General features: G+C 31.1%; 19 protein-coding genes and 1 riboswitch. Of the genes, 11 read left to right on the top strand and 8 right to left on the bottom strand.

Annotated elements, in window-relative coordinates; all coding sequences use genetic code 11:
* The first annotated feature begins 5 nt into the window (after positions 1 to 5).
* Positions 6 to 1,370 (top strand): vWA domain-containing protein, encoded by a 1,365-nt coding sequence (locus ACREWB_RS11740; protein ID WP_431547626.1) that lies wholly within the window; start codon positions 6 to 8, stop codon positions 1,368 to 1,370.
* A gap of 244 nt (positions 1,371 to 1,614) precedes the next feature.
* Here ACREWB_RS11740 and ACREWB_RS11735 read toward each other — a convergent pair whose 3' ends face one another.
* Positions 1,615 to 1,839, bottom strand: a complete 225-nt coding sequence (locus ACREWB_RS11735) for a hypothetical protein (RefSeq protein WP_431547625.1) — start codon at positions 1,837 to 1,839, stop codon at positions 1,615 to 1,617.
* A gap of 152 nt (positions 1,840 to 1,991) precedes the next feature.
* A complete protein-coding gene (locus tag ACREWB_RS11730) occupies positions 1,992 to 3,716 on the bottom strand; it encodes an alpha-glycosidase (RefSeq protein WP_431547624.1) in 1,725 nt (574 codons plus the stop codon).
* A 190-nt stretch (positions 3,717 to 3,906) separates the two neighbouring features.
* Here ACREWB_RS11730 and ACREWB_RS11725 point away from each other — a divergent pair, with 190 nt between their 5' ends.
* Genes ACREWB_RS11725 through truA form a run of 3 tightly spaced genes read left to right on the top strand, consistent with a single transcriptional unit; the run spans position 3,907 to position 7,087 of the window.
* A complete protein-coding gene (locus tag ACREWB_RS11725; protein WP_431547623.1) occupies positions 3,907 to 4,578 on the top strand; it encodes a helix-turn-helix domain-containing protein in 672 nt (223 codons plus the stop codon).
* Positions 4,579 to 4,612: 34 nt separating this feature from the next.
* Positions 4,613 to 6,307 (top strand): glycoside hydrolase family 13 protein, encoded by a 1,695-nt coding sequence (locus ACREWB_RS11720; RefSeq protein WP_431547622.1) that lies wholly within the window; start codon positions 4,613 to 4,615, stop codon positions 6,305 to 6,307.
* 42 nt (positions 6,308 to 6,349) lie between these two features.
* Positions 6,350 to 7,087 carry a tRNA pseudouridine(38-40) synthase TruA gene (truA, locus tag ACREWB_RS11715; protein ID WP_431547621.1) on the top strand — a complete coding sequence of 246 codons (738 nt, stop codon included), beginning with the start codon at positions 6,350 to 6,352 and terminating at the stop codon, positions 7,085 to 7,087.
* A 67-nt stretch (positions 7,088 to 7,154) separates the two neighbouring features.
* Here truA and ACREWB_RS11710 read toward each other — a convergent pair whose 3' ends face one another.
* Entirely contained in the window at positions 7,155 to 8,267 is a 1,113-nt protein-coding gene (locus ACREWB_RS11710) for a DUF362 domain-containing protein (protein ID WP_431547620.1), read from the bottom strand.
* A gap of 166 nt (positions 8,268 to 8,433) precedes the next feature.
* Positions 8,434 to 9,540 carry a PRK06851 family protein gene (locus ACREWB_RS11705; protein ID WP_431547619.1) on the bottom strand — a complete coding sequence of 369 codons (1,107 nt, stop codon included), beginning with the start codon at positions 9,538 to 9,540 and terminating at the stop codon, positions 8,434 to 8,436.
* A 187-nt stretch (positions 9,541 to 9,727) separates the two neighbouring features.
* Positions 9,728 to 9,895, top strand: a riboswitch (Lysine riboswitch).
* 189 nt (positions 9,896 to 10,084) lie between these two features.
* Between ACREWB_RS11705 and ACREWB_RS11700 the strand changes: the two genes are divergently transcribed.
* From ACREWB_RS11700 to ACREWB_RS11680, 5 genes are all read left to right on the top strand, one after another.
* Complete coding sequence (locus ACREWB_RS11700; RefSeq protein ID WP_431547618.1) at positions 10,085 to 11,284, top strand: aspartate kinase; 1,200 nt, start codon at positions 10,085 to 10,087, stop codon at positions 11,282 to 11,284.
* Positions 11,285 to 11,301: 17 nt separating this feature from the next.
* The gene (lysA, locus tag ACREWB_RS11695; protein ID WP_431547617.1) at positions 11,302 to 12,600 is read left to right on the top strand and encodes a diaminopimelate decarboxylase; all 1,299 of its coding nucleotides are present in this window, start codon (positions 11,302 to 11,304) and stop codon (positions 12,598 to 12,600) included.
* A 453-nt stretch (positions 12,601 to 13,053) separates the two neighbouring features.
* Complete coding sequence (locus ACREWB_RS11690) at positions 13,054 to 13,320, top strand: type II toxin-antitoxin system Phd/YefM family antitoxin (protein ID WP_431547616.1); 267 nt, start codon at positions 13,054 to 13,056, stop codon at positions 13,318 to 13,320.
* Between the two features lie 96 nt (positions 13,321 to 13,416).
* The gene (locus ACREWB_RS11685) at positions 13,417 to 13,623 is read left to right on the top strand and encodes a type II toxin-antitoxin system RelE/ParE family toxin (RefSeq protein WP_431547751.1); all 207 of its coding nucleotides are present in this window, start codon (positions 13,417 to 13,419) and stop codon (positions 13,621 to 13,623) included.
* 880 nt (positions 13,624 to 14,503) lie between these two features.
* The gene (locus ACREWB_RS11680) at positions 14,504 to 15,175 is read left to right on the top strand and encodes a KilA-N domain-containing protein (RefSeq protein ID WP_431547750.1); all 672 of its coding nucleotides are present in this window, start codon (positions 14,504 to 14,506) and stop codon (positions 15,173 to 15,175) included.
* 340 nt (positions 15,176 to 15,515) lie between these two features.
* Here the strand turns inward: ACREWB_RS11680 and ACREWB_RS11675 are convergent, their stop codons facing one another.
* The 3 genes from ACREWB_RS11675 to ACREWB_RS11665 all read right to left on the bottom strand — a co-directional run bounded on the left by ACREWB_RS11675 (position 15,516) and on the right by ACREWB_RS11665 (position 17,283).
* Positions 15,516 to 15,989, bottom strand: coding sequence for a Type 1 glutamine amidotransferase-like domain-containing protein (locus ACREWB_RS11675; protein WP_431547615.1), 474 nt, complete (start codon positions 15,987 to 15,989; stop codon positions 15,516 to 15,518).
* A complete protein-coding gene (locus ACREWB_RS11670; protein WP_431547614.1) occupies positions 15,986 to 16,141 on the bottom strand; it encodes a hypothetical protein in 156 nt (51 codons plus the stop codon). Before ACREWB_RS11670 ends, ACREWB_RS11675 begins: the two co-directional genes overlap by 4 nt.
* Positions 16,142 to 16,404: 263 nt before the next feature.
* Positions 16,405 to 17,283, bottom strand: coding sequence for a GNAT family N-acetyltransferase (locus ACREWB_RS11665; RefSeq protein WP_431547613.1), 879 nt, complete (start codon positions 17,281 to 17,283; stop codon positions 16,405 to 16,407).
* Positions 17,284 to 17,686: 403 nt separating this feature from the next.
* Between ACREWB_RS11665 and ACREWB_RS11660 the strand changes: the two genes are divergently transcribed.
* Together ACREWB_RS11660 and ACREWB_RS11655 are read left to right on the top strand one after the other, a co-directional pair.
* Positions 17,687 to 17,854 (top strand): hypothetical protein, encoded by a 168-nt coding sequence (locus ACREWB_RS11660; RefSeq protein WP_431547612.1) that lies wholly within the window; start codon positions 17,687 to 17,689, stop codon positions 17,852 to 17,854.
* Complete coding sequence (locus ACREWB_RS11655; protein ID WP_431547611.1) at positions 17,851 to 18,111, top strand: hypothetical protein; 261 nt, start codon at positions 17,851 to 17,853, stop codon at positions 18,109 to 18,111. Before ACREWB_RS11660 ends, ACREWB_RS11655 begins: the two co-directional genes overlap by 4 nt.
* A gap of 489 nt (positions 18,112 to 18,600) precedes the next feature.
* On the opposite strand, the gene ACREWB_RS11650 is transcribed toward ACREWB_RS11655, so the two are convergent.
* On the bottom strand, positions 18,601 to 19,089 hold the full coding sequence (locus tag ACREWB_RS11650) for a hypothetical protein (RefSeq protein ID WP_431547610.1): 489 nt from the start codon (positions 19,087 to 19,089) through the stop codon (positions 18,601 to 18,603).
* Between the last annotated feature and the right edge of the window lie 321 nt (positions 19,090 to 19,410).

Genomic DNA, 19,410 nt, shown 5'->3' with positions numbered 1-19,410 from the left:
AAATCGTGGGAAAAAAATTTGAAATTCTTAAAAGTGCACTTTATGACGAAATTTCTAATGTGAAAACAATTGAAGATATGCCAAAGAATTTTACAGAAGATTTCTTTAAACTCCTGGAACAATTAAATTTTATGCTCATAGAGGATAAGGAAAATTTTTTCGGCTATTTTTTACTTCAGATGTCTAGGGAATTAAAGTATGATATAACCTCACCTACAGCTGTTAACTTTAAGCTATCTAGGTATGTGATCTACTTTAATCCCTATATATTTTTAAATCTCCCTTTGGATCAGATGAAAAGCACTATAAAACATGAGATTTATCACATATTATCATTTCACTTAAATCGTGCAAGGAGTCTTAAAACAAAATATAGTAACTTGGCTATTAATATGGCAATGGATATAGTTGTGAATCAGCATTTAGATTATCTACCACCTTATGCTACAACTTTGGCTGGAATAAACCATAAGTATAGTTTAGAGTTAAAGCCTTATATGACTATGGAGTATTATGCGGATACAATTCAAGCAGCATTAAATTTACTCTCGGAAAAAGATGAAAGTGAAGTGGATGAATCTAAAGTTATTGACATAGAAAAAGAATACGATGTTTCAAGTACTCATGATTTGTGGGAAGAGTCTACGGAGGTAGATGATGCTACTCTTAAAGATTTTACTGAAAAATTGCTAGAAACCTGCGAAAAGGGTTCTGTTCCTCTTTCTTTGCAGGGTATTCTTGAAGGATTAAAGAGTAAGAGTTCTGAAATTCCTTGGAATATGTATTTGAAAAAGTTAATGGGAACATTAGAAGGTGACAGAAAAAAGACTATTACACGTAGGAGCAGACGTCAACCTAATAGGTTAGATTTAAGAGGGGAACTTAGGGGGCATATAGCTAAAATCACCATCGCTATAGATATAAGTGGTAGCATAAGCGATGAGGAATTTTATGGCGCAATAAAGGAAGTTTTTAATATTGTAAAAACTTATAAGCATGAAATAACACTTATTGAATGTGATACAGAAATAAGGCAATCATACAAGGTGAAATCAGCGAATTCTGTAAGAGAACGTAGTATTACTGGTGGTGGTACGAAGTTTACACCGGTGATTCAGTATGTAAATAGTACTGATACAAATATACTAATATATTTTACAGATGGAAAGGGTGAAGAAACTTTAGGTGTGATGCCAAAAGGTTATAAAGTATTGTGGGTTATATCAGGACGTGGCGATAAACTTTCATTAATTGAGCCTGTTGGGACTGTAAAAAAATTAAAACCAGTAGAAATAAAGGAAGACAATGATGATAGATTGGATGTAATGGTGGATGGATTTTCTGGGAATAATCATGAACCAATAATCTAGGGTGGGGAGGTATGAAATTTCTCCTGCGTGCTTTGCAAACTAACTTGAAACTGGAAATTTGGTTAAGAAATTCTAATGTTTTCGGCGTTTCGTTTGCAAGTCACTTCGGAGAAATTCATACTTGATAGCAGTATAAGAAAAATAAACCTAAAACTTGGAATTCGATAGTTTAGTAATGGTGCTATAATATGAAAAATTTTAAGAGGAGCCACTTGGGCTCCTCTTAATTTTTACTTCAAGAATATTATAGGCTGCTTAATAAAACTTTGAACGTTTCATCAGTAATATCAATATCATTCTTATCATAAAATTTGATGTTTCTAGTCTCAGGATATATACTTTGTGTTTCGTTTGGAACTGTGCAATAGGCTATAAAATATTCCTGCTGTGGGATACTAATTTTATATTCCTTGTTTTCCAATGTTACTTTTGTATATGCAATTTTCATATTAGGATTTTTACCTATCAAAATAAGATATTTGCCCTTATTTGTTTTATATATTTTATCTCTAAAATAACCACCGCCACCTCCTATTTCTTCAATTTCTTACTTCATTATAACATTTATAAAACTAAAAGAGGGCTTCAACTGTATAATTGGAGCTCTCTTTTGAACTGTAGTTATAATTTAAATATTTTAAATCCCATTGGTTGTAAAATTAACCCATTATTTAACTTAGTGTGCTTTAAAGTGAATATATCTACAAGAGTTTCATCTAAATCGATATTGACAGTGGACTCTGTATCGCTATTATTTATAGCAATTAAAAGAGATTTTCCTTCATAACTTCTTTCAAAAACTAATACATTGTCTTTACAATAGTGTTTTTTATAACCTCCATAAATTAGAGTTTTATTGTCTTTCCTAATAGATATCATAGTCTTGTAAAGCTTAAGAAGTTCCGTATTTTGATGCTTTTCATCCCAAACCATACATTTTCTACATTGAGGGTCATCACCACCATTAAGACCAATTTCATCTCCATAATAGATATATGGAACGCCTTGATAACAAAACTGAAAAGCAATTGCAAGTTTCATTCTGTCTACGTTATTGTCACATTCAGATAAAAATCTTTTAGTATCATGGCTACCGAGTAGATTCCAGAGTTGCCTCGTGATGCTACCCATATAAAGAGTTCTATTAGAGGATAATATATCGTTAAATCCTTCTACAGAGATACTTCTATTTCCAAAAAAATCTACTAGTGCAGATTTGAAAGGATAGTTCATTATACTGTCCATCTGATCTCCTTTTAAGAAGGAATTTGCTTCATGCATTATTTCGCCAACAATAACTGCATCTTTATTAGCTGCTTTTACTATTTTACTAAATGCTCTCCAAAAATCATGATCAACTTCATCGCAAACATCCAGTCTCCAACCATCAATTCCTATTTCTTTTACCCAATATTCTCCAACACTTAATAAATATTCTCTTGCCTCACTATTATGAGTGTTTAACTTGGGCATATTTTTTACGTCATTTGCAAAAGTATAGTAGTTTATATTATTGGTGCTAACTGGGTAGCTATTTACAAAATACCAATCACTATATTTTGAAGCTTCTTGTTTTTCTAGTAAATCTTCAAAGGCAAAAAAGTCACTTCCTGAATGATTAAAGACAGCATCAAAAATAATCTTCATTCCTTTTTCATGACATTTATGTACTAATTCCTTTGCTGTGTCTAAAGTTCCGAACTGTGGGTCTATATCATAATAATCTGCAGTGTTATATTTGTGGTTTGAGGTGGATTTAAATATTGGAGTTAAGTAAATTAAATTAACACCTAAGTCATCTAAATAATCTAATTTATCAATAATTCCCTGCAGATCTCCGCCAAATACAGATTTAGTTTTTACTGGGGCTCCCCAGGGTGTAATATTTTTTGGGTCATTACTTTCATTACCATTACAAAAACGATCTGGGAAAATTTGATATACAACTGACTCTTGTAGCCATGTAGCTTCCTCATATAAATCGCCTTGTGCTAAATAGGCGAATTGAAAAGCTGTTTGCTCATTTTCGGCTAGTGAATTAGTTCTAAAACCTCTCTCATCAAAATATGTGGTGTTGTTATTTAAATCAATTAGCTCAAAGTAATACCTATATCTGTTTTTTTCAACGGATACCATTGTTTCGTAATAATCAAATAATTCAGATTGTGAAGTTATTTCCATTTCTTTAACATCATATGGATCCACCCAGTTGTATCTATCTTTATAATATAAATTACATTTTTTAATATCGTCTTTTGCCGTTCTTATACGTAAAACTAGAGTGTTTAAATCTTTACCATAGGCATAAGGCGTTTCAGTAATATGATATATTGCATGTTTGTTCATTTTTATCTACCTCACTTTTATTTATGGTGCAATTATAGCATAATGATTTTTAGTGTAATTGTATATAACTCATTAAATATGTATATATTTAATGTGACTTTTAATAATTAATGCGTCAGATTATTGACCTTAATTTTTAGAAATGTTAAAATTGCATTAGAACTTTTTTTTATATTTGAGAGGTGAAATAATGATAGAAACCTTTGAATCTGATATTTATATTTTTAATAATGATATATCCTTTTTAATTCAATCAAAAAACATACCTAAAGTGTTGTACATCTTAAAAGAAAAACATAAGCAGGAACAAGAAAATGGGCAGACAACCCGTAATAAAAAAAGTGATTTAATTATATGGAATGCTATATACACTAAGGAGATTATAAAAAATGGTGTATCAAAAAGTGCTCTCCATCCACTTTATAATAAATTTTATTATAAAATCCAAGCTATTAATAATTTAATGGAGTTACAAGAATTAGAAATTAGCATGGCTATAGCATATTTTAATATTTTAATAAATGATATTGAGGTCACGGATAATTTTATGATTAATAAAATGTTACAATACATACATGTTAATATAGAAAATCACTCATCTCTTGATAAGCTAGCTAGGGACTTAAATATTTCTGTAGGTTATGCAAGCGATTGCTTTAAAAAAAATATGGGTATTTCAGTAATGAAATACGTGCAAAAAATAAAAATAGATAGAGCAAAAAACTTACTACTAAGTACAGATGAAAGTATTTTATATATCGGAATTTTATTAGGTTTTTATGACCAAAGCCATTTTAGTAGAACTTTCAAATCGATAGTAGGGGTTTCACCAACTCACTACAGAAATAACAATTACGCATAGTTAATAAAATATAACATTTAAGAGGGTGATAAAATTGGATAGAAAATGGTGGAAAGAAGCAGTGGCGTATCAGGTCTACGTTAGAAGTTTTAAGGATTCTGATGGTGATGGAATAGGTGATTTAAAAGGAATAATACAAAAGCTAGATTATTTGAAAGACCTTGGAGTAAATATATTATACTTAAATCCTATAAATAAGTCACCTAATGATGACAATGGATATGATATCAGCGATTTTAGAGACATAATGGATGAATTTGGAACGCTTACGGATTTTCATGATTTGGTTAGTGGACTTCATAATAGACAAATGAAGTTGGTTATGGATCTGGTAATTAATCATACATCCGATGAGCATCCTTGGTTTAAAATGAGTAGACAAAGCAAAGACAATCCATACAGAGATTATTACATATGGAATAAAGGAAGCGAGGGCAATCCACCAAACAATTGGGGTTCGTTTTTTGGTGGAAGTGCTTGGGAATACGATGAAATATCAGAAGAATATTACCTTCACATATTTTCGAAAAAACAACCTGATTTAAATTGGAGAAATGAAAAATTAAGAGAAGAAATAAAATGTATGATAAAATATTGGATGGATAAAGGTGTTGATGGTTTTAGAATGGATGCTATTAATCATCTAGAAAAAGATCATTCATTTCCTAATGGAAAAATAGAAGAAGGACATATATATGGAAATTTTATAGAATATGTACAAAACTTACCGAAAGTGCATGAATACTTAAAGGAATTAAGAAAAGATGTATTCAACACTGGATATCATGTGGTAATTGGTGAGACTGGTGGAATAAATCATGAAAATGCCTATATTTATACAGGAACAGATAAAAGTGAATTAGATTTTACTTTTCATTTTGATATGCATAGTGTAGGCAGAGGAAAAAAGGATTGGGAAAGAAAACCTATTAACTTAATAAAAGATATTAAGGAAAAAATGACTGGATGGCAAGTAAGACCAGAGGAAGAAGGGTGGTGTCCCTTATTTCACTCAAACCACGATACTACAAGAACCATATCAAGACTTGGTGACGAGAAAAATTATCTGAAAGAATCTGCAAAAATGTTAGCTTGTCTTCAACTGACTCAAAGGGGGACTCCTTTTATTTACAATGGTGACGAAATAGGAATGACCAATGCTTGGGATTTTAAATTAGAAGATTATAGAGATGTGGCAGCGTTTAACAAACATAAGGATTTAGTCCAAAGTGGCTTAGTAAGTGAAGAAAATTATCTAAAAGGACTTCGATTTACTTCCCGGGATAACTCAAGAACACCGATGCAGTGGAGTAATAGTGAAAATGCTGGCTTTACTACTGGTAAGCCTTGGATAAAAATTAATTCGAACTATAGTAAAATTAATGCGGAGCAGCAAATAGATGACCCCAATTCAATATTGAATTACTATAAAAAATTAATCGCTTTAAGAAAAAAAAGTGATGTGTTAGTGTATGGAAGCTTCCAGGAAATTAGTAGAGAGCACGCAGAGATATATGCTTATTTAAGACAATTAGAGGATAAGACTGTATTAATTATAGCTAATTTTTTTGGGAATGAACCTATATTCGAGTTTCCAAGGAATATTGAGTATGAAAGAACCGAATTGTTACTATCGAACTATGTGGTAGAAGGCGAGGTTAGCAAAAGTATAAAATTAAGACCTTATGAAACAAGGATATATGATATAATTAAAGTGTTCATTGGGTAAATTTAAAATATGAATAATCAAATTAGTAAGAGGCGGATATATATGAGAAATATAAAGATGATATTAGAATATGATGGAAGTAGATATAAAGGATACCAAAAACAAGCGGATAACGAACTAACTGTGGAAGGTAAAATAGAAAGTGTTTTGTCTAAAATGGCAGGAGAAATGGTTCAGGTTGATGGTTGTGAGAGAACTGATGTAGGAGTGCATGCTGAAAATTACATGGCGAACTTTCATACTAATTGTGATTTAAGTATAACAGCTATGTTAGACTTCTTGCATGAATTTTTACCACGAGACATAGTGGCGAAATCTATGGAAGAAGCAAGTGAAAAATTTCACGCAGCATATAACATAAAATCAAAAACTTATGTGTACAAAATAAATAACAATGAACTCAGAAATCCATTCAATAGAAAATATGTATATCACAGTGAGGACAAACTTAATATCGATGAAATGAGAATTGCAGCAGAGACTTTAGTTGGACATCATGACTTTCAAGGATTTGCTACTTTAACAGATAATACTAAATCCACTACTGAAACAATTAATTATATAAATATAGTAGAAAAAAATGGTATGATTGAAATAGAAATTAATGCAAATGATTTTTTATGGAATATGGTAAGAATTGTTATAGCAAGTCTTTTAGATATAGGTGAAGGAAAGCTTACGTTAGAGGATATAGAGACACTTCTAATTGAAAAAACAGAGTCTAAATATACGTTGATGGCGAAAACAAAAGGGCTAGCGTTAAGGAACGTTGAATATTAAGTTTATAAAAAGGGAGAAAGTGATATCAGCATCACTTTCTCCTTTTGTTAGTTTTATAGCACTTTTTTTATTCCACTATTACTAATTCATATTCATCAGTACCAATGCCGATAGCTTTTGCATGGGCTAGACCGACTTTCCAGTTTGTATCTGGATGTATATGAGAAAATTTATCTTGTCCTTCATGATAATGTCTATCGGAGAGTTCAGTTGAAGTTAATGCAGTTGCACTGTTAACCATATCAACACAAGCCTGATCTAAGGCTACTGGGTCAAAGGAAGCAGCCATACCTATATCTGGAATGATTGCCACGTCATTTTCTGGTGAACAATCACAATTAGGGGAAACGTTCATAATAAAACTAATATGGAAATTAGGCTTATCTTTAATAACTGCATAGGTATATTCTGCAATCTTTTCATTGGCACTATCAGCAGATTCATTCCACTTTATTGTGGCAGAGCCAAAACGACATACAGCAACACATTGACCACAGCCTATGCATTTATCATAATCTATAGTTGCTTTTTTATTTTCATCAAAGGAAATTGCTTCATGTAGGCAATTTTTTATACAGACTCCACAGCTTACACATTTACTATGTTTCATAAATGGCTTTGAAGCGGAATGCATTTCAAGCTTGCCACCTACTGAACCTGACCCCATACCTAAATTCTTTAATGCACCACCAAAGCCAGTCATTTCATGACCTTTAAAGTGAGTCATAGAAATAACTATATCAGAATCTGCAATTGCTGAACCTATTTTAGCAGTTTTACAATGTTTTTGGTTTATTAGAATTTCTCTGTAATCTCCACCCTTTAAACCATCGGCTATAATTAAATTACATCCTACAGAAATTGGATTAAAACCATTTTCCATAGCAGCTTCAATATGGTCTACAGCATTATGTCTTCTTCCAGAGTAGAGTGTGTTTGCATCAGTTAGGAAAGGTTTGCCGCCAAGCTCTTTTATAAGCTTCACAATTGTAGCAGCATAATTTGGTCTTATGTAGGAAAGATTTCCTGGTTCGCCAAAATGGATTTTTATAGCTACAAATTGATCAGTAAAATCTATATTTTTAATACCAGCTTCTACTACTAGTTTTTGAAGCTTAGTGAGTAGACTGTGCCCTGGCTTTGTTCTTAAGTTTGTGAAATATACTTTTGATTTTTCCATTAGTTTGCCTCCAATTATTTTAACTTGACTATTTTAATATTATAACATATTGTGACAAGGTTTCAAAAGGTTATGACATCTATCTTTAATAGACAAAAGCTATGGATAACCACAGATTTTTGCACATGTGTATAGCTCTATGCACATGTGCACAGCTCTTAAAAATTTATCTGTTATTTAAATAGTCGTGTTCGTATCCGTCAATTTTTTTAATGATTTTTGCGTACACTGCATCTAATTTAGCAAAATCCATATTTGGTATAAAAAAAGTCTCAAGTTCATCATGTAGACCTTTGGCTTCTTTTATTGCTTTTAAACCCTTGTTTAATAGTGTATAAAATTCGGTTGCATCATACTGAGTTTCAATTTTATTTGTTTGAAGAATGTTACTATTTAGGAAGTCGTTCATGTCAATTATTTTACCTGGTAAATCTAGATTATTTATCTCATTAGAGGTTAAAATTGCAACATTTAGATCAGGAATTAATATGTGTTCAATTTTTTCAGGAATTAGGGGCGTATGAAAAATTTCCACATAGAATCCTCTCTTTAAGGCTTCATCAGATAAAAATTGTAATACATTTGTCTTGCCAGTACCAGGGCCGCCTTTTAATACGTAAATATTTTTAAAATCTGAGGATAAGTTTTCGATGTAGGTTACAATACCGTTAGGGGTAAAAGCTGTAGCAAATAAATGCCTATCAAAACCTATATTAGATGGCGAGGTAGTAAATAATGATTGTTTTAGACTTTCTTTTAGTAAGTTTAGCTTATTAATGTTTAAGGCTTCATTGTTATAGGTATACCAATCATCATAAACTAATTTGGCTGCTCCAAAAAACCTATAGGCTCTTTTGAAAGTTTTGCCTACTTTTTTATTTATGTTGATTATTTTATTCCTATATATCTTAAAACCTTCCTCATTCCAGAAGTCTCCCATGTTTAGAATTTCATCTACTGCACCTGGGTTTTTAGGGTCAACTACATGTGGTGAGGTCCCATCAAGTATTGCTACATTAAGTCCTTTAATAACTAGACCATCTAGTGAGTTATTATCAGAAGAGCAATGATGGTATTCTATGTTGTAGCCTTTTTCATTAAAGTATATACCGATTTTTTTCATTAAGGAGGACTTGCCGGTACCGGGTCCGCCCTTTATGCATATTATTCTTCGTGCTTCATCTTGACTTATTATATAGCTATAGAAGGAATGGAAGCCTCTTGAAGTATTGCCACCAGGGAAAATATTCTTAACTGTACCTTTGATAAACATCACACTCCATATAATCGTATCCATATATAATATTCAGAGATAGTGAAATTGGTTAGTATTAAATTAAAATTATTTTAGAAAGTGTATTATTATTAGTAAAAATATTATATTATAGTAAAGGATATAATAGGTGCTTGTGTTTATAATCATACTGTGCTAAACTAATAATTAATTTAAAAGATAAACTACCTAGGGTAGAGGTGCTGTATCTAAGAGTACTTATTTGGAGCTGACAGGCTAAGATGAATAAGAAAAGGATATACAGCCGAAGAAAATATATGTTAAAATATTTTCTGGGTTTGCATATAACATGTGTAAACTTGTCACTGATTTTTAGTGGAGAGCTACAAGGTACACGAAGTTTGTATAAAAACATGTATTTTTATGCAGCAAAGGTGTTCCTTTGCTGCATTTATTTTTTTTTGAAAACAATGTGGAAATATTTGTAGAAGTAATTCTAGAATTATTAGAAGTTTATTTAATAAGGTGAAATTAATCGGTGTACAAGTTAGACGCACTAGATATTGATTGGAGTGGTTAAGTTATGGCAGTAGTTGTTCAAAAATATGGGGGTTCTTCTTTAGGTACTACAGAAAAGATTAAAAGTATTGCGCAAGGTATAGTGGATAGAAAAAAGCAAAATGTAGATTTAGTGATAGTGGTATCTGCTATGGGTGACACTACAGATGATTTATTATCACTATCAAAAAATATTACTGAAGAACCAGATAAGAGGGAATTAGATGCATTATTATCAACGGGAGAAATCATTTCAAGTGCACTTTTAGCTATGGCAATTAAGAGTCTGGGGTATGATGCCATAAGCTATACTGCACATCAAATTGGTATTCAAACTAGCGGACAATATGGTAAAGCATTAATTAAAGATATTCAGGATAAGAAGATTAAAACACGTTTGAAAGAAGGCAAGGTTGTAATAGTTGCTGGATTTCAAGGGATAAATGGAGACGGTGATGTCACCACGCTAGGCAGAGGTGGTTCGGATACCACTGCAGTAGCGCTGGCTGTGAAGCTAGAAGGCAGCTGTGAAATATATACGGATGTTGACGGAATATATAGTGTTGATCCTAGAGCATACAGTGCGGCTAAGAAATTAGAAGAAATAGAGTATGAAGAGATGTTAGAACTGGCAAGTTTGGGAGCTCAGGTAATGCATTCAAGGTCAATAGAGCTTGCTCAAAAATATGGGATAACCATATATGTAGGCCGTAGTAATAGTAATATTATAGGAACATTAATTAGGGAGGTAAAAAACGTGAATATGGAAAGGAAACCAGTAACAGGGATGGCGACAAGTGATGAAGATGTGGCAGTAACTTTGCAACATATACCTAAAGATGTAAATATATTAGCAACTATTTTTGAAAATATAGGATATAAAAGAATTAATATTGATATGATAAGTCAAACCTCTTCTATGGATGGTAAAGTGAATGTATCTTTTACAATTCCAAAAGAAAGCTTAAAAGAAAGTTTAAAGATTATAGGTGATCTGATTGTAGATAATAATGTTATAGTTGACGAGGACATAACTAAATTTTCTTTGGTGGGACTTGGAATGAAGACTACATCTGGAGTAGCAGCTAGAATGTTCAGGGTTTTTAATGAAAATAACATAGAAATTAAAATGATTACTACTTCAGAAATAAGAATTACTTGTGCTATTAAAACAGAAGATAAAATAAAGGCTATACAGTTTATTGCAAAGGAATTTAATTTATAAATAAGAGGGGTGATTTTATGAAATTTTTTGGTAATATAAAGGATGATAATAATAAATTGAGTATTGCAGGGGTTAATGCGGAAGATTTAGCTAAGGAATATGGTACCCCGCTTTATGTAATGGATGAGCAGCTTATTAGAGATAATTGTAGAAGATTTTATAGTGCTTTTAAAGATTCCAAAGGAAAAAATAAGATAGCATATGCGGGAAAAGCATTTCTAACTATAGCCATGTGTGAAATTGTAAAAGAAGAAGGTTTATTTTTAGATGTAGTTTCAGGAGGAGAATTATATACCGCTTATAAGGCTAATTTTCCACTGGAAAAGGTATATTTCCATGGTAATAATAAAACTATTGATGAAATTGACATGGCAATAAAGCTTGGAGTAGGAACTTTTGTGGCAGATAATTTTAAGGAAATTGAACTAGTAAATGAAGCTGCAAAGGAAAAGGGTATTATACAACGGGTTATCCTTAGGATTACTCCAGGAATAGAAGCCCATACTCATGATTATATAAAGACCGGACAAATTGATTCTAAGTTTGGATTTACTATATTGAACAATGAGTTAGAAGGGGTTATAACCAACGTTCTAAGTTTATCAAATATAAAACTTGCAGGACTACACTGTCATATAGGATCTCAAATTTTCGAGTTACAACCTTATAGAGATGCTGTGGGAATAATGATATCACTGAGTAAAAATATTAAAGAAAAGTTTAATTACGATATAGAAGAATTGGATTTAGGCGGAGGATTTGGTGTTTATTATAATCAAGGTGATGAGCCTAAAGAAATAGAGGGATTCTGTAGAGTTATAATTGAGGAAGCTAAAATCAAGTGCAAAGAGTATGGAATAAATCAACCCATTCTTGTAATAGAACCAGGGAGATCAATTGTAGCTAATGCTGGGATTACCTTATATACTGTAGGATCTATAAAGGATATACCAGAGATCAGAAAGTATGTGGCAGTAGATGGTGGAATGACAGATAATATAAGACCAGCCTTATATAATGCAGAATATCAATGCGTACTCGTAAATAAAGTAAATGAACCTTGCGTAGAAGTAGTTACCATAGCTGGAAAATGCTGTGAAAGTGGAGATATATTAATAGAAGGCGTAAAATTACCAAAGGTTAATAGTGGAGACATTATGGCTGTACTTTCAACGGGTGCTTATGGATATTCCATGAGCAGTAATTATAATAAAATACCTAAGGCTCCTGTAGTTTTAGTAAGTGAAGGTAAGCATAGACTTATATGCAAAAGACAAACTTACAAAGATATGATTAGCAATGAAGTGGGCTTATAAATAGGGTCGTATGAAATTTCTCCTGCGTGCCTTGCAATAAGAACTCTAAACAAGAAATTTGATTAAGAAATTCTAATCTTTTGAAAATATAAAATCCCCTAACACTCAAACTCAGCATCCTGCTTCGGGTTCGCTAGCCTTCCGTCCTGGAAGGCTTACGGTGATTTTATATTTGCAAAAGAAGAATTACTAAATCAAATTTAATAGTGTTATCGTTTCTTATTGCAAGTCACTTCAGAGAAAGTTCATACTTATTCATGCTATATAAATTTGTGGGGAGTAAGTAGCGTATTATGGCTGCTTACGTAAATTTTCATTACATAAACTAAAATTCTGTAAAACTTATTATATACTATCTGTCACGCCCTACATACTTTCTCCTTCAATTATTATAATTTTTTTACACTAAACAATTTTATTATTTATCACAATCATGATAAGGAGGTGTCGATAATGCCAAAAATTCTTCCAATATCTGCTTTAAGGAATAACTTTAATGAAATTTCTGAAACTTGTCATAAAGATGCTGAACCTGTTTACATTACTAAGAACGGGAAAGGTAATCTTGTTGTTATGAGTTTAGCTTATTTTGAACAAATTCAAGCAAAGATTGACTTATACGATAAACTGGCTGTTGCTGAAGCAGAAAAAGCTAATGGTGCGCCTACAGTATCACATGAGGATTTCATGAAAATATTAAAGAGTAAATATAGCGCTTAATTTATATAAAGTTATATATTTCCCTATAGCTATTGATGATGTTTACAATATTTTAAACTATATTTCAATTGATAATCCACCTGCTGCTCTTAATTAATTAGTAAGATAGATTACGCTATAAGTTCTTTGTCACAATTTCCATACAAAGGTGTTTCTCCAAAAGATTATCATTTAAAATCAAAAAAATATCGTATGCTTATTATTGATTCATATATTGTATTCTATATTGTAAATGATAATCTCTCTATTATCGAAATAATGAGAGTTCTGTCAAGCAAACAAAACTACTTATCACTTCTTTGACCTCTAAGAAATTCCTCGAGTATGGGTGTCAGATAACGTGACCTGTTGCCGACGTTTCTGAACCTTAGCCCGACGGGCTTGGTGAAGGAATGTGCCTTGGCGATTAAATAATAATACCCACTATACTTTATGCAAGACATACTCCAGTTATCCTAGATGATGATCATAACTCTATAATAAATGTTGCACAATATAAGAATCGCATGAATTAAATATAAGTATATTTTTTATTCAATTCATCGATTAAATCAATAAGTTTTTCAGCCTTCGTTCTTTTTAAACAATCATCAATTGATTTCTCAAGCTTTTTTTGAACTAATAGTATACTGCTATTTGCATTTGTGAAGCCAATGCTTTTTTATTTCTCCTGCTGAAGCATATTTACTTGGTTTACCGTGTTTAAGCCTTTTACGCTACTATTTTCAAAGTTATTAAACACGCTTGCTACCACGCCACATTATTCCAACAACCTAGTAACCTTTTGAAAAGGTTCTACACCTATGATACAACATTTAGCAAGAGAAACTGCTGCCAACATGGCGAACTAAAAATGGTAAAAAACAAGAAGTCTTCACTACTTAAAGATGTGAAATTTGACTATAGAGTAGAATTCATAAAATCGTATTTGTAAAAACATGACAATTAAAAAACATAAAATTAACATTATTTTCAAAATTAGCAATAACAGTGTGGATAAAAAGATCGCTAAATCAACATGAGGATTAGAACCTTAGCAGTAGACTGAGCTTTCAAAGAAAAAGTAGAGCAGGCTGAATTGTTTTATGGTAAAATATTATTAAATGATAAATAGTGAGGTGGAGCTAATGACTAAAAGTAAAGAGTATAAAGCAAATATAAATGCTAATGGAGCAGAGATTCTATTGTTTCTAAGGGAAATGAAGATGATTATATTAGTCTAACTGATATTGCAAAATATAAAAATATAGATTCACCTGCTGATATAGTTAAGAATTGGTTAAGAAACAGAAGTACTATAAAGTTTTTAGGTTTGTGGGAACAGATGAATAATCCGGATTTTAAACTAGTCGAATTCGACCAGTTTAAAAATGAAGCTGGTGCTAATGTATTTGTGTTGTCACCACAAAAATGGATATCAACAACTAATGCAATTGGAATTATTTCAAAATCAGGTAGATATGGTGGTACGTTTGCTCATAAAGATATTGCATTTGAATTTGCTTCGTGGGTTTCACCAGAATTTAAATTATATATTATAAAGGATTATCAAAGATTAAAAGGTGATGAAAACAGTAGATTATCGCTTGAATGGAACGTTAATCGTTTGCTTTCTAAATTAAACTATAAAATGCATACAGATGCTATAAAAGAGAATTTAATTTCTAATGACTTAACCAATAAGGCAATATCAATCACTTATGCGAATGAAGCAGATGTGCTTAATATGGCGTTGTTTGGTAAGACCGCAAAAGAATGGAGAAATGAAAACTTAGATTTAAAGGGTAACATAAGAGACTTTGCAACTATAGAACAGCTTATTGTTCTTAGTTTGAAACATACATTTTCTGTATAGATTGTCCTTCCTCAAAGGACTATTCGGCCAAGACGAACGGCAACATTTTGTTATAGGTCGTTTAGCCGCTACACGTTGAGCAAGACCTACTCCAGGTATCCTAGAATATGAGCCTTACTCCATAATAATTGTTTCTCAACATGTGAATAGTAACGGAAAATACAGCATCGTTCTAAATCTCGTTTCAAAAATTGAGCAATTTTAGTGACTATCACTATTAGTATATAATTATGGTGATAGTTTTATCGGCTCAACATCTGAATTCAAATCCATTCAGCTTACGTCTTAACGCTAGTTTGCATATAAACTCGATATACAGACAGTTTGTATACAATTACAGTTATATTTTTAAGTATAAACCAATTTCCTTAGTAAACCCTATTTCTTTGGTCAAACCAATTTTTCTAGTTATTTTATTTTCAATCACCACTCCAGATTTTTTAGATATTCCCATTATTCCATACGGTAAAAATTTTGATAGATTTACAAGTCTATCTTCCTTATCCTTGCTATAATGTGGACAAATAGAATATTCTACTAGCCCAACTCCATTTGTATCATCTACTCCAATTATATCATTATCATTTGTAGTTCTAATATCACTTCCAAGAACTACGGCACCTGCACTATTCCCTACAATAATACGTTTATCCATTTCACTTTTCAAAAAATCTCCCAAACCAGATTTACGAACAATATCTATGAGTTTGTAAGTATTACCACCAGCAATATATAAGACCTTTGCATCACGGGCTCTTTTCCATTCAGTATATAAATTTACATATTCAATATTTTCAAGATTATAACAACTCATTTTTTGTTTAAAAACCTATAATACTCTTCTTGTGATCTAATTGTTGCAGCAGGAATAAACATAATTAAATCATCTTTACTAATTTTTGAAATCCACGCCAAATCAACTTCCTCTGAATCTGGGTAATAAGAACCGCCATTTAAAACTACCATTTTACATTCCCTCACTTTTGCATTTATGCATTATAATATTTATGTATTAATATATTTACAGCTACGTCTTAAAAGATTATTCCAAATAACTTATGAACAATTACCTTTTTGTTATCTGAGGGGATATGTTCTCTTCTTATTTTAATCGATATCTCTTAACCATCAGCCTATTGTGGCTATTACCTGTTACCTAGTAATCTACTGTTGTGAATCTAAACTCTACTTTTTTACTTAACGCTAAAAACCCTATAATTGTATTTATATTACATTTGGGAAGTCGATGGAAACAATATTTCTTTAAATGAAGTATTATTAGACCGTACAAACAACCAGTCATCTGGTCTTTCTTTTGAAACTTTAAGTATATTATATTTGTTACTTTCAGGTATAAAATGGAATTCTATTTTTTCATCATCTATAGATACAATTTTCTCAATAATACTATCTAGATTAATAAGTGTCTGACTTACTATATCATATATATGAAGGCAGCCATCTTCTCTGTTTGCAATTACTATAGTATCTTCATCTTCTAAATAATACATATCATCGGTATATACATACATACAAAAAATATGTAGAGGCCAAAGATCATTGTATACCCCTAGTTTTTCAGATACAGGTTGTCTATTTTCTATAATTCTCAAAATAATGTTACAATCATTTTCATCATCGGTTTTAAGATTTTTTATCATGGTTTCTGTTCTGTGTATCAGATTGGTATCTAATTCATAGGAATCTTCAATGATTTGCTTAAATCCAAATTTAGTATAAAAATTTAAAACACTATCTTCGGCAAAAAGATAAAAAATATCGTATTCATTTTCATACTTCTCTATAATATAATTAATTAGTGATGCGGATAAACCTTTGTTTCTATGGTCAGGATGTGTCATTATACCTGATAGTTGTAATGCTGTTTTCTTATGTCCATCTACAATTAAATCCATAATATTCACAGATATATTTGCAACCACTTTGTCATCATATATATAGGAGTAAAAAATACATTTATTATAGTAAAGATTTTTTTCGTACCATTTCTCAGGATTAGATGCAAAAATATCCATTGATAATTTATTAAAGCTTAGTCTATATTTTTCGTTATCCATATAATCACTTATTATTGTATAATCATTCATTATTACCCTCCAATCACCTAAATTAATATATTATTTTAAACTCATTAAAACAATAGGTTACTTCAATTTTTCATTTTATCGCACATTGCTAGTATATATATGGTCTTAATCTGCATTAATTTAAAAATACAAATTACCACTTTTTAGTAATAGAACTAAAATATCATGAACATCTCGTTTCAGATAACGTTGCTAACTCCAAACGTTCTTGAGCCATAGCGCGACTGCGCTTGGAGAAAGAATGTGTTTTGGCAGTCTTTTCATGCCGAAACGAATGGGAGTTTTTGTTAGGCGACGTCTTTTCTTTTTTTTAAAAATCGGTGTACAACTTTCCAATTTTCGTTTATAATAATTGTATAGATACTTAGTCAAGAGGCATACCTTATTTAAGGAGGTAGATGTTATGAGTCACCCACAAGTTAAAAAAACTATCAATAATAAATATAGTGACAATGAAATTTTCAATTTTGACCCAGAAATTATTAAGGAAATTAAAATTGCTTTAAAAGAAACAAAAGAAGGCAAAATAATATCCAATGATAAATTTGAGGAGTATTTCTGTAAACAATGATAATTAATTGGTCAATTAATACATTTAATTATGTAGATTCCCTTGACGGTATAAATAAGCTTCAAATTAGAAATATATTTAATTCTATGGTATCATATATGCCTCAACGATTTCATGAAAAAAGCATAAACAATGAAAATGTTAGAATATGCATATTGTCACCATTGCCATTTGTTGTAGTATTTACACTTAGTTCAGATAATACCTTGTGCACTGTACTGCGTGTTTTTCATAAAAAACAAATATTAAGATTGTAACACGAGACCCAACGGGGTCTTTTTTTAAATGTCGCCTAACGTGACCTGTTGCTGACGTTCCTGAACCTTAGCGCGACGCGCTTGGTGAAGGAATGTGCCTTGGCGGTATATTTTGATTTTCTTAGTCAAAACAAACACTTTCTATATAGATTGTCCCTTCTAGACAGAATCTCCAGCCAAGGCGAACGGCAACATTTTGTTATGTGATGTTTCAGGTCTTTTACTATCCTTATGCATAGATTTATCCACAATACCAACCGTGTTTTCTTTAAATATGATTCATACACAAGTCTTTTCCTTCTGGTTTACTTATAGTATTGAGTTTTTTTTGAAAAATAACTACATCCACTCAAATTAAATAAATACAATGAAACATATAACCATGATACTTATTAATTCTTTTCTCATAGATTTCCACTTTCTTTTAGTGCGTATACTGGCATAGTTATGAATGAGAAATGCTATGTTTGTTACAATGCAATCATAAAATCACTCTTTCCAATATGAGTCCTCTAACTCTACAATCTTGCCTTTCAGAGGATTTATCATAATATGTTTTTTCTCACCATTAATTCGAACAAAAGAAAAATAATAAAATCTACTTGGAATAAATATTTCTTCTATACCATCAGCTCTAACAGGTATAGTATTATTGTAATATGGTTCAAACTCAACAAAATAATCTAATTCATTTTTATACTTGTCCTCTGCAATTATTTTAGCTTCAGTATAGGTATACTTCGGTAACAAAGCAAAAGTTACAATAATCAGGAAAATATTAATTATTACTATTTTCTGTATCAATACTTTTCGGTTCTTACTTAATAACCTATTATAAAAAGCAGCCTGAAATATAATTAATAATAAAATAAACATACTTACAGATCTAAAAGAACCTTTATAGACATTTACTATGATGAATAGCATGATAATAAATTGTATTATTCCAATAATCGAACCAATTATTTTAATTTTCACTATTATCACCCTCCTTTCCATGAGTATTAAGTTCAGTTAATAACTCAAATATATGATTATTCGTTTAATAACCGCTTCCTATATTCTATATAGAATTATAGCAATAAAATACCAATGTGACCTATTATTTATATTATAATAGCTAAAAACAATTAACTGGACAAGATAATTTCAGATAGACCTAAAATGTCACATAACGTTTCTTGTTGCCGACGTTCCTGAACCTTAGCCCGACAGGCTTGGTGAAGGAATGTACCTTGGCGTTGGTTTTCTACTAACCTATATATAGATTATAAGTCATAAATTTACACCTTGCTTTAA

It is taken from the genome of Clostridium sp. (assembly GCF_050717635.1).
Lineage (GTDB): Bacteria > Bacillota > Clostridia > Clostridiales > Clostridiaceae > Clostridium_AD.
The sequence above is the reverse complement of the archived record's forward strand: the minus strand, read 5'-3'. Positions and strand labels throughout refer to the sequence as shown.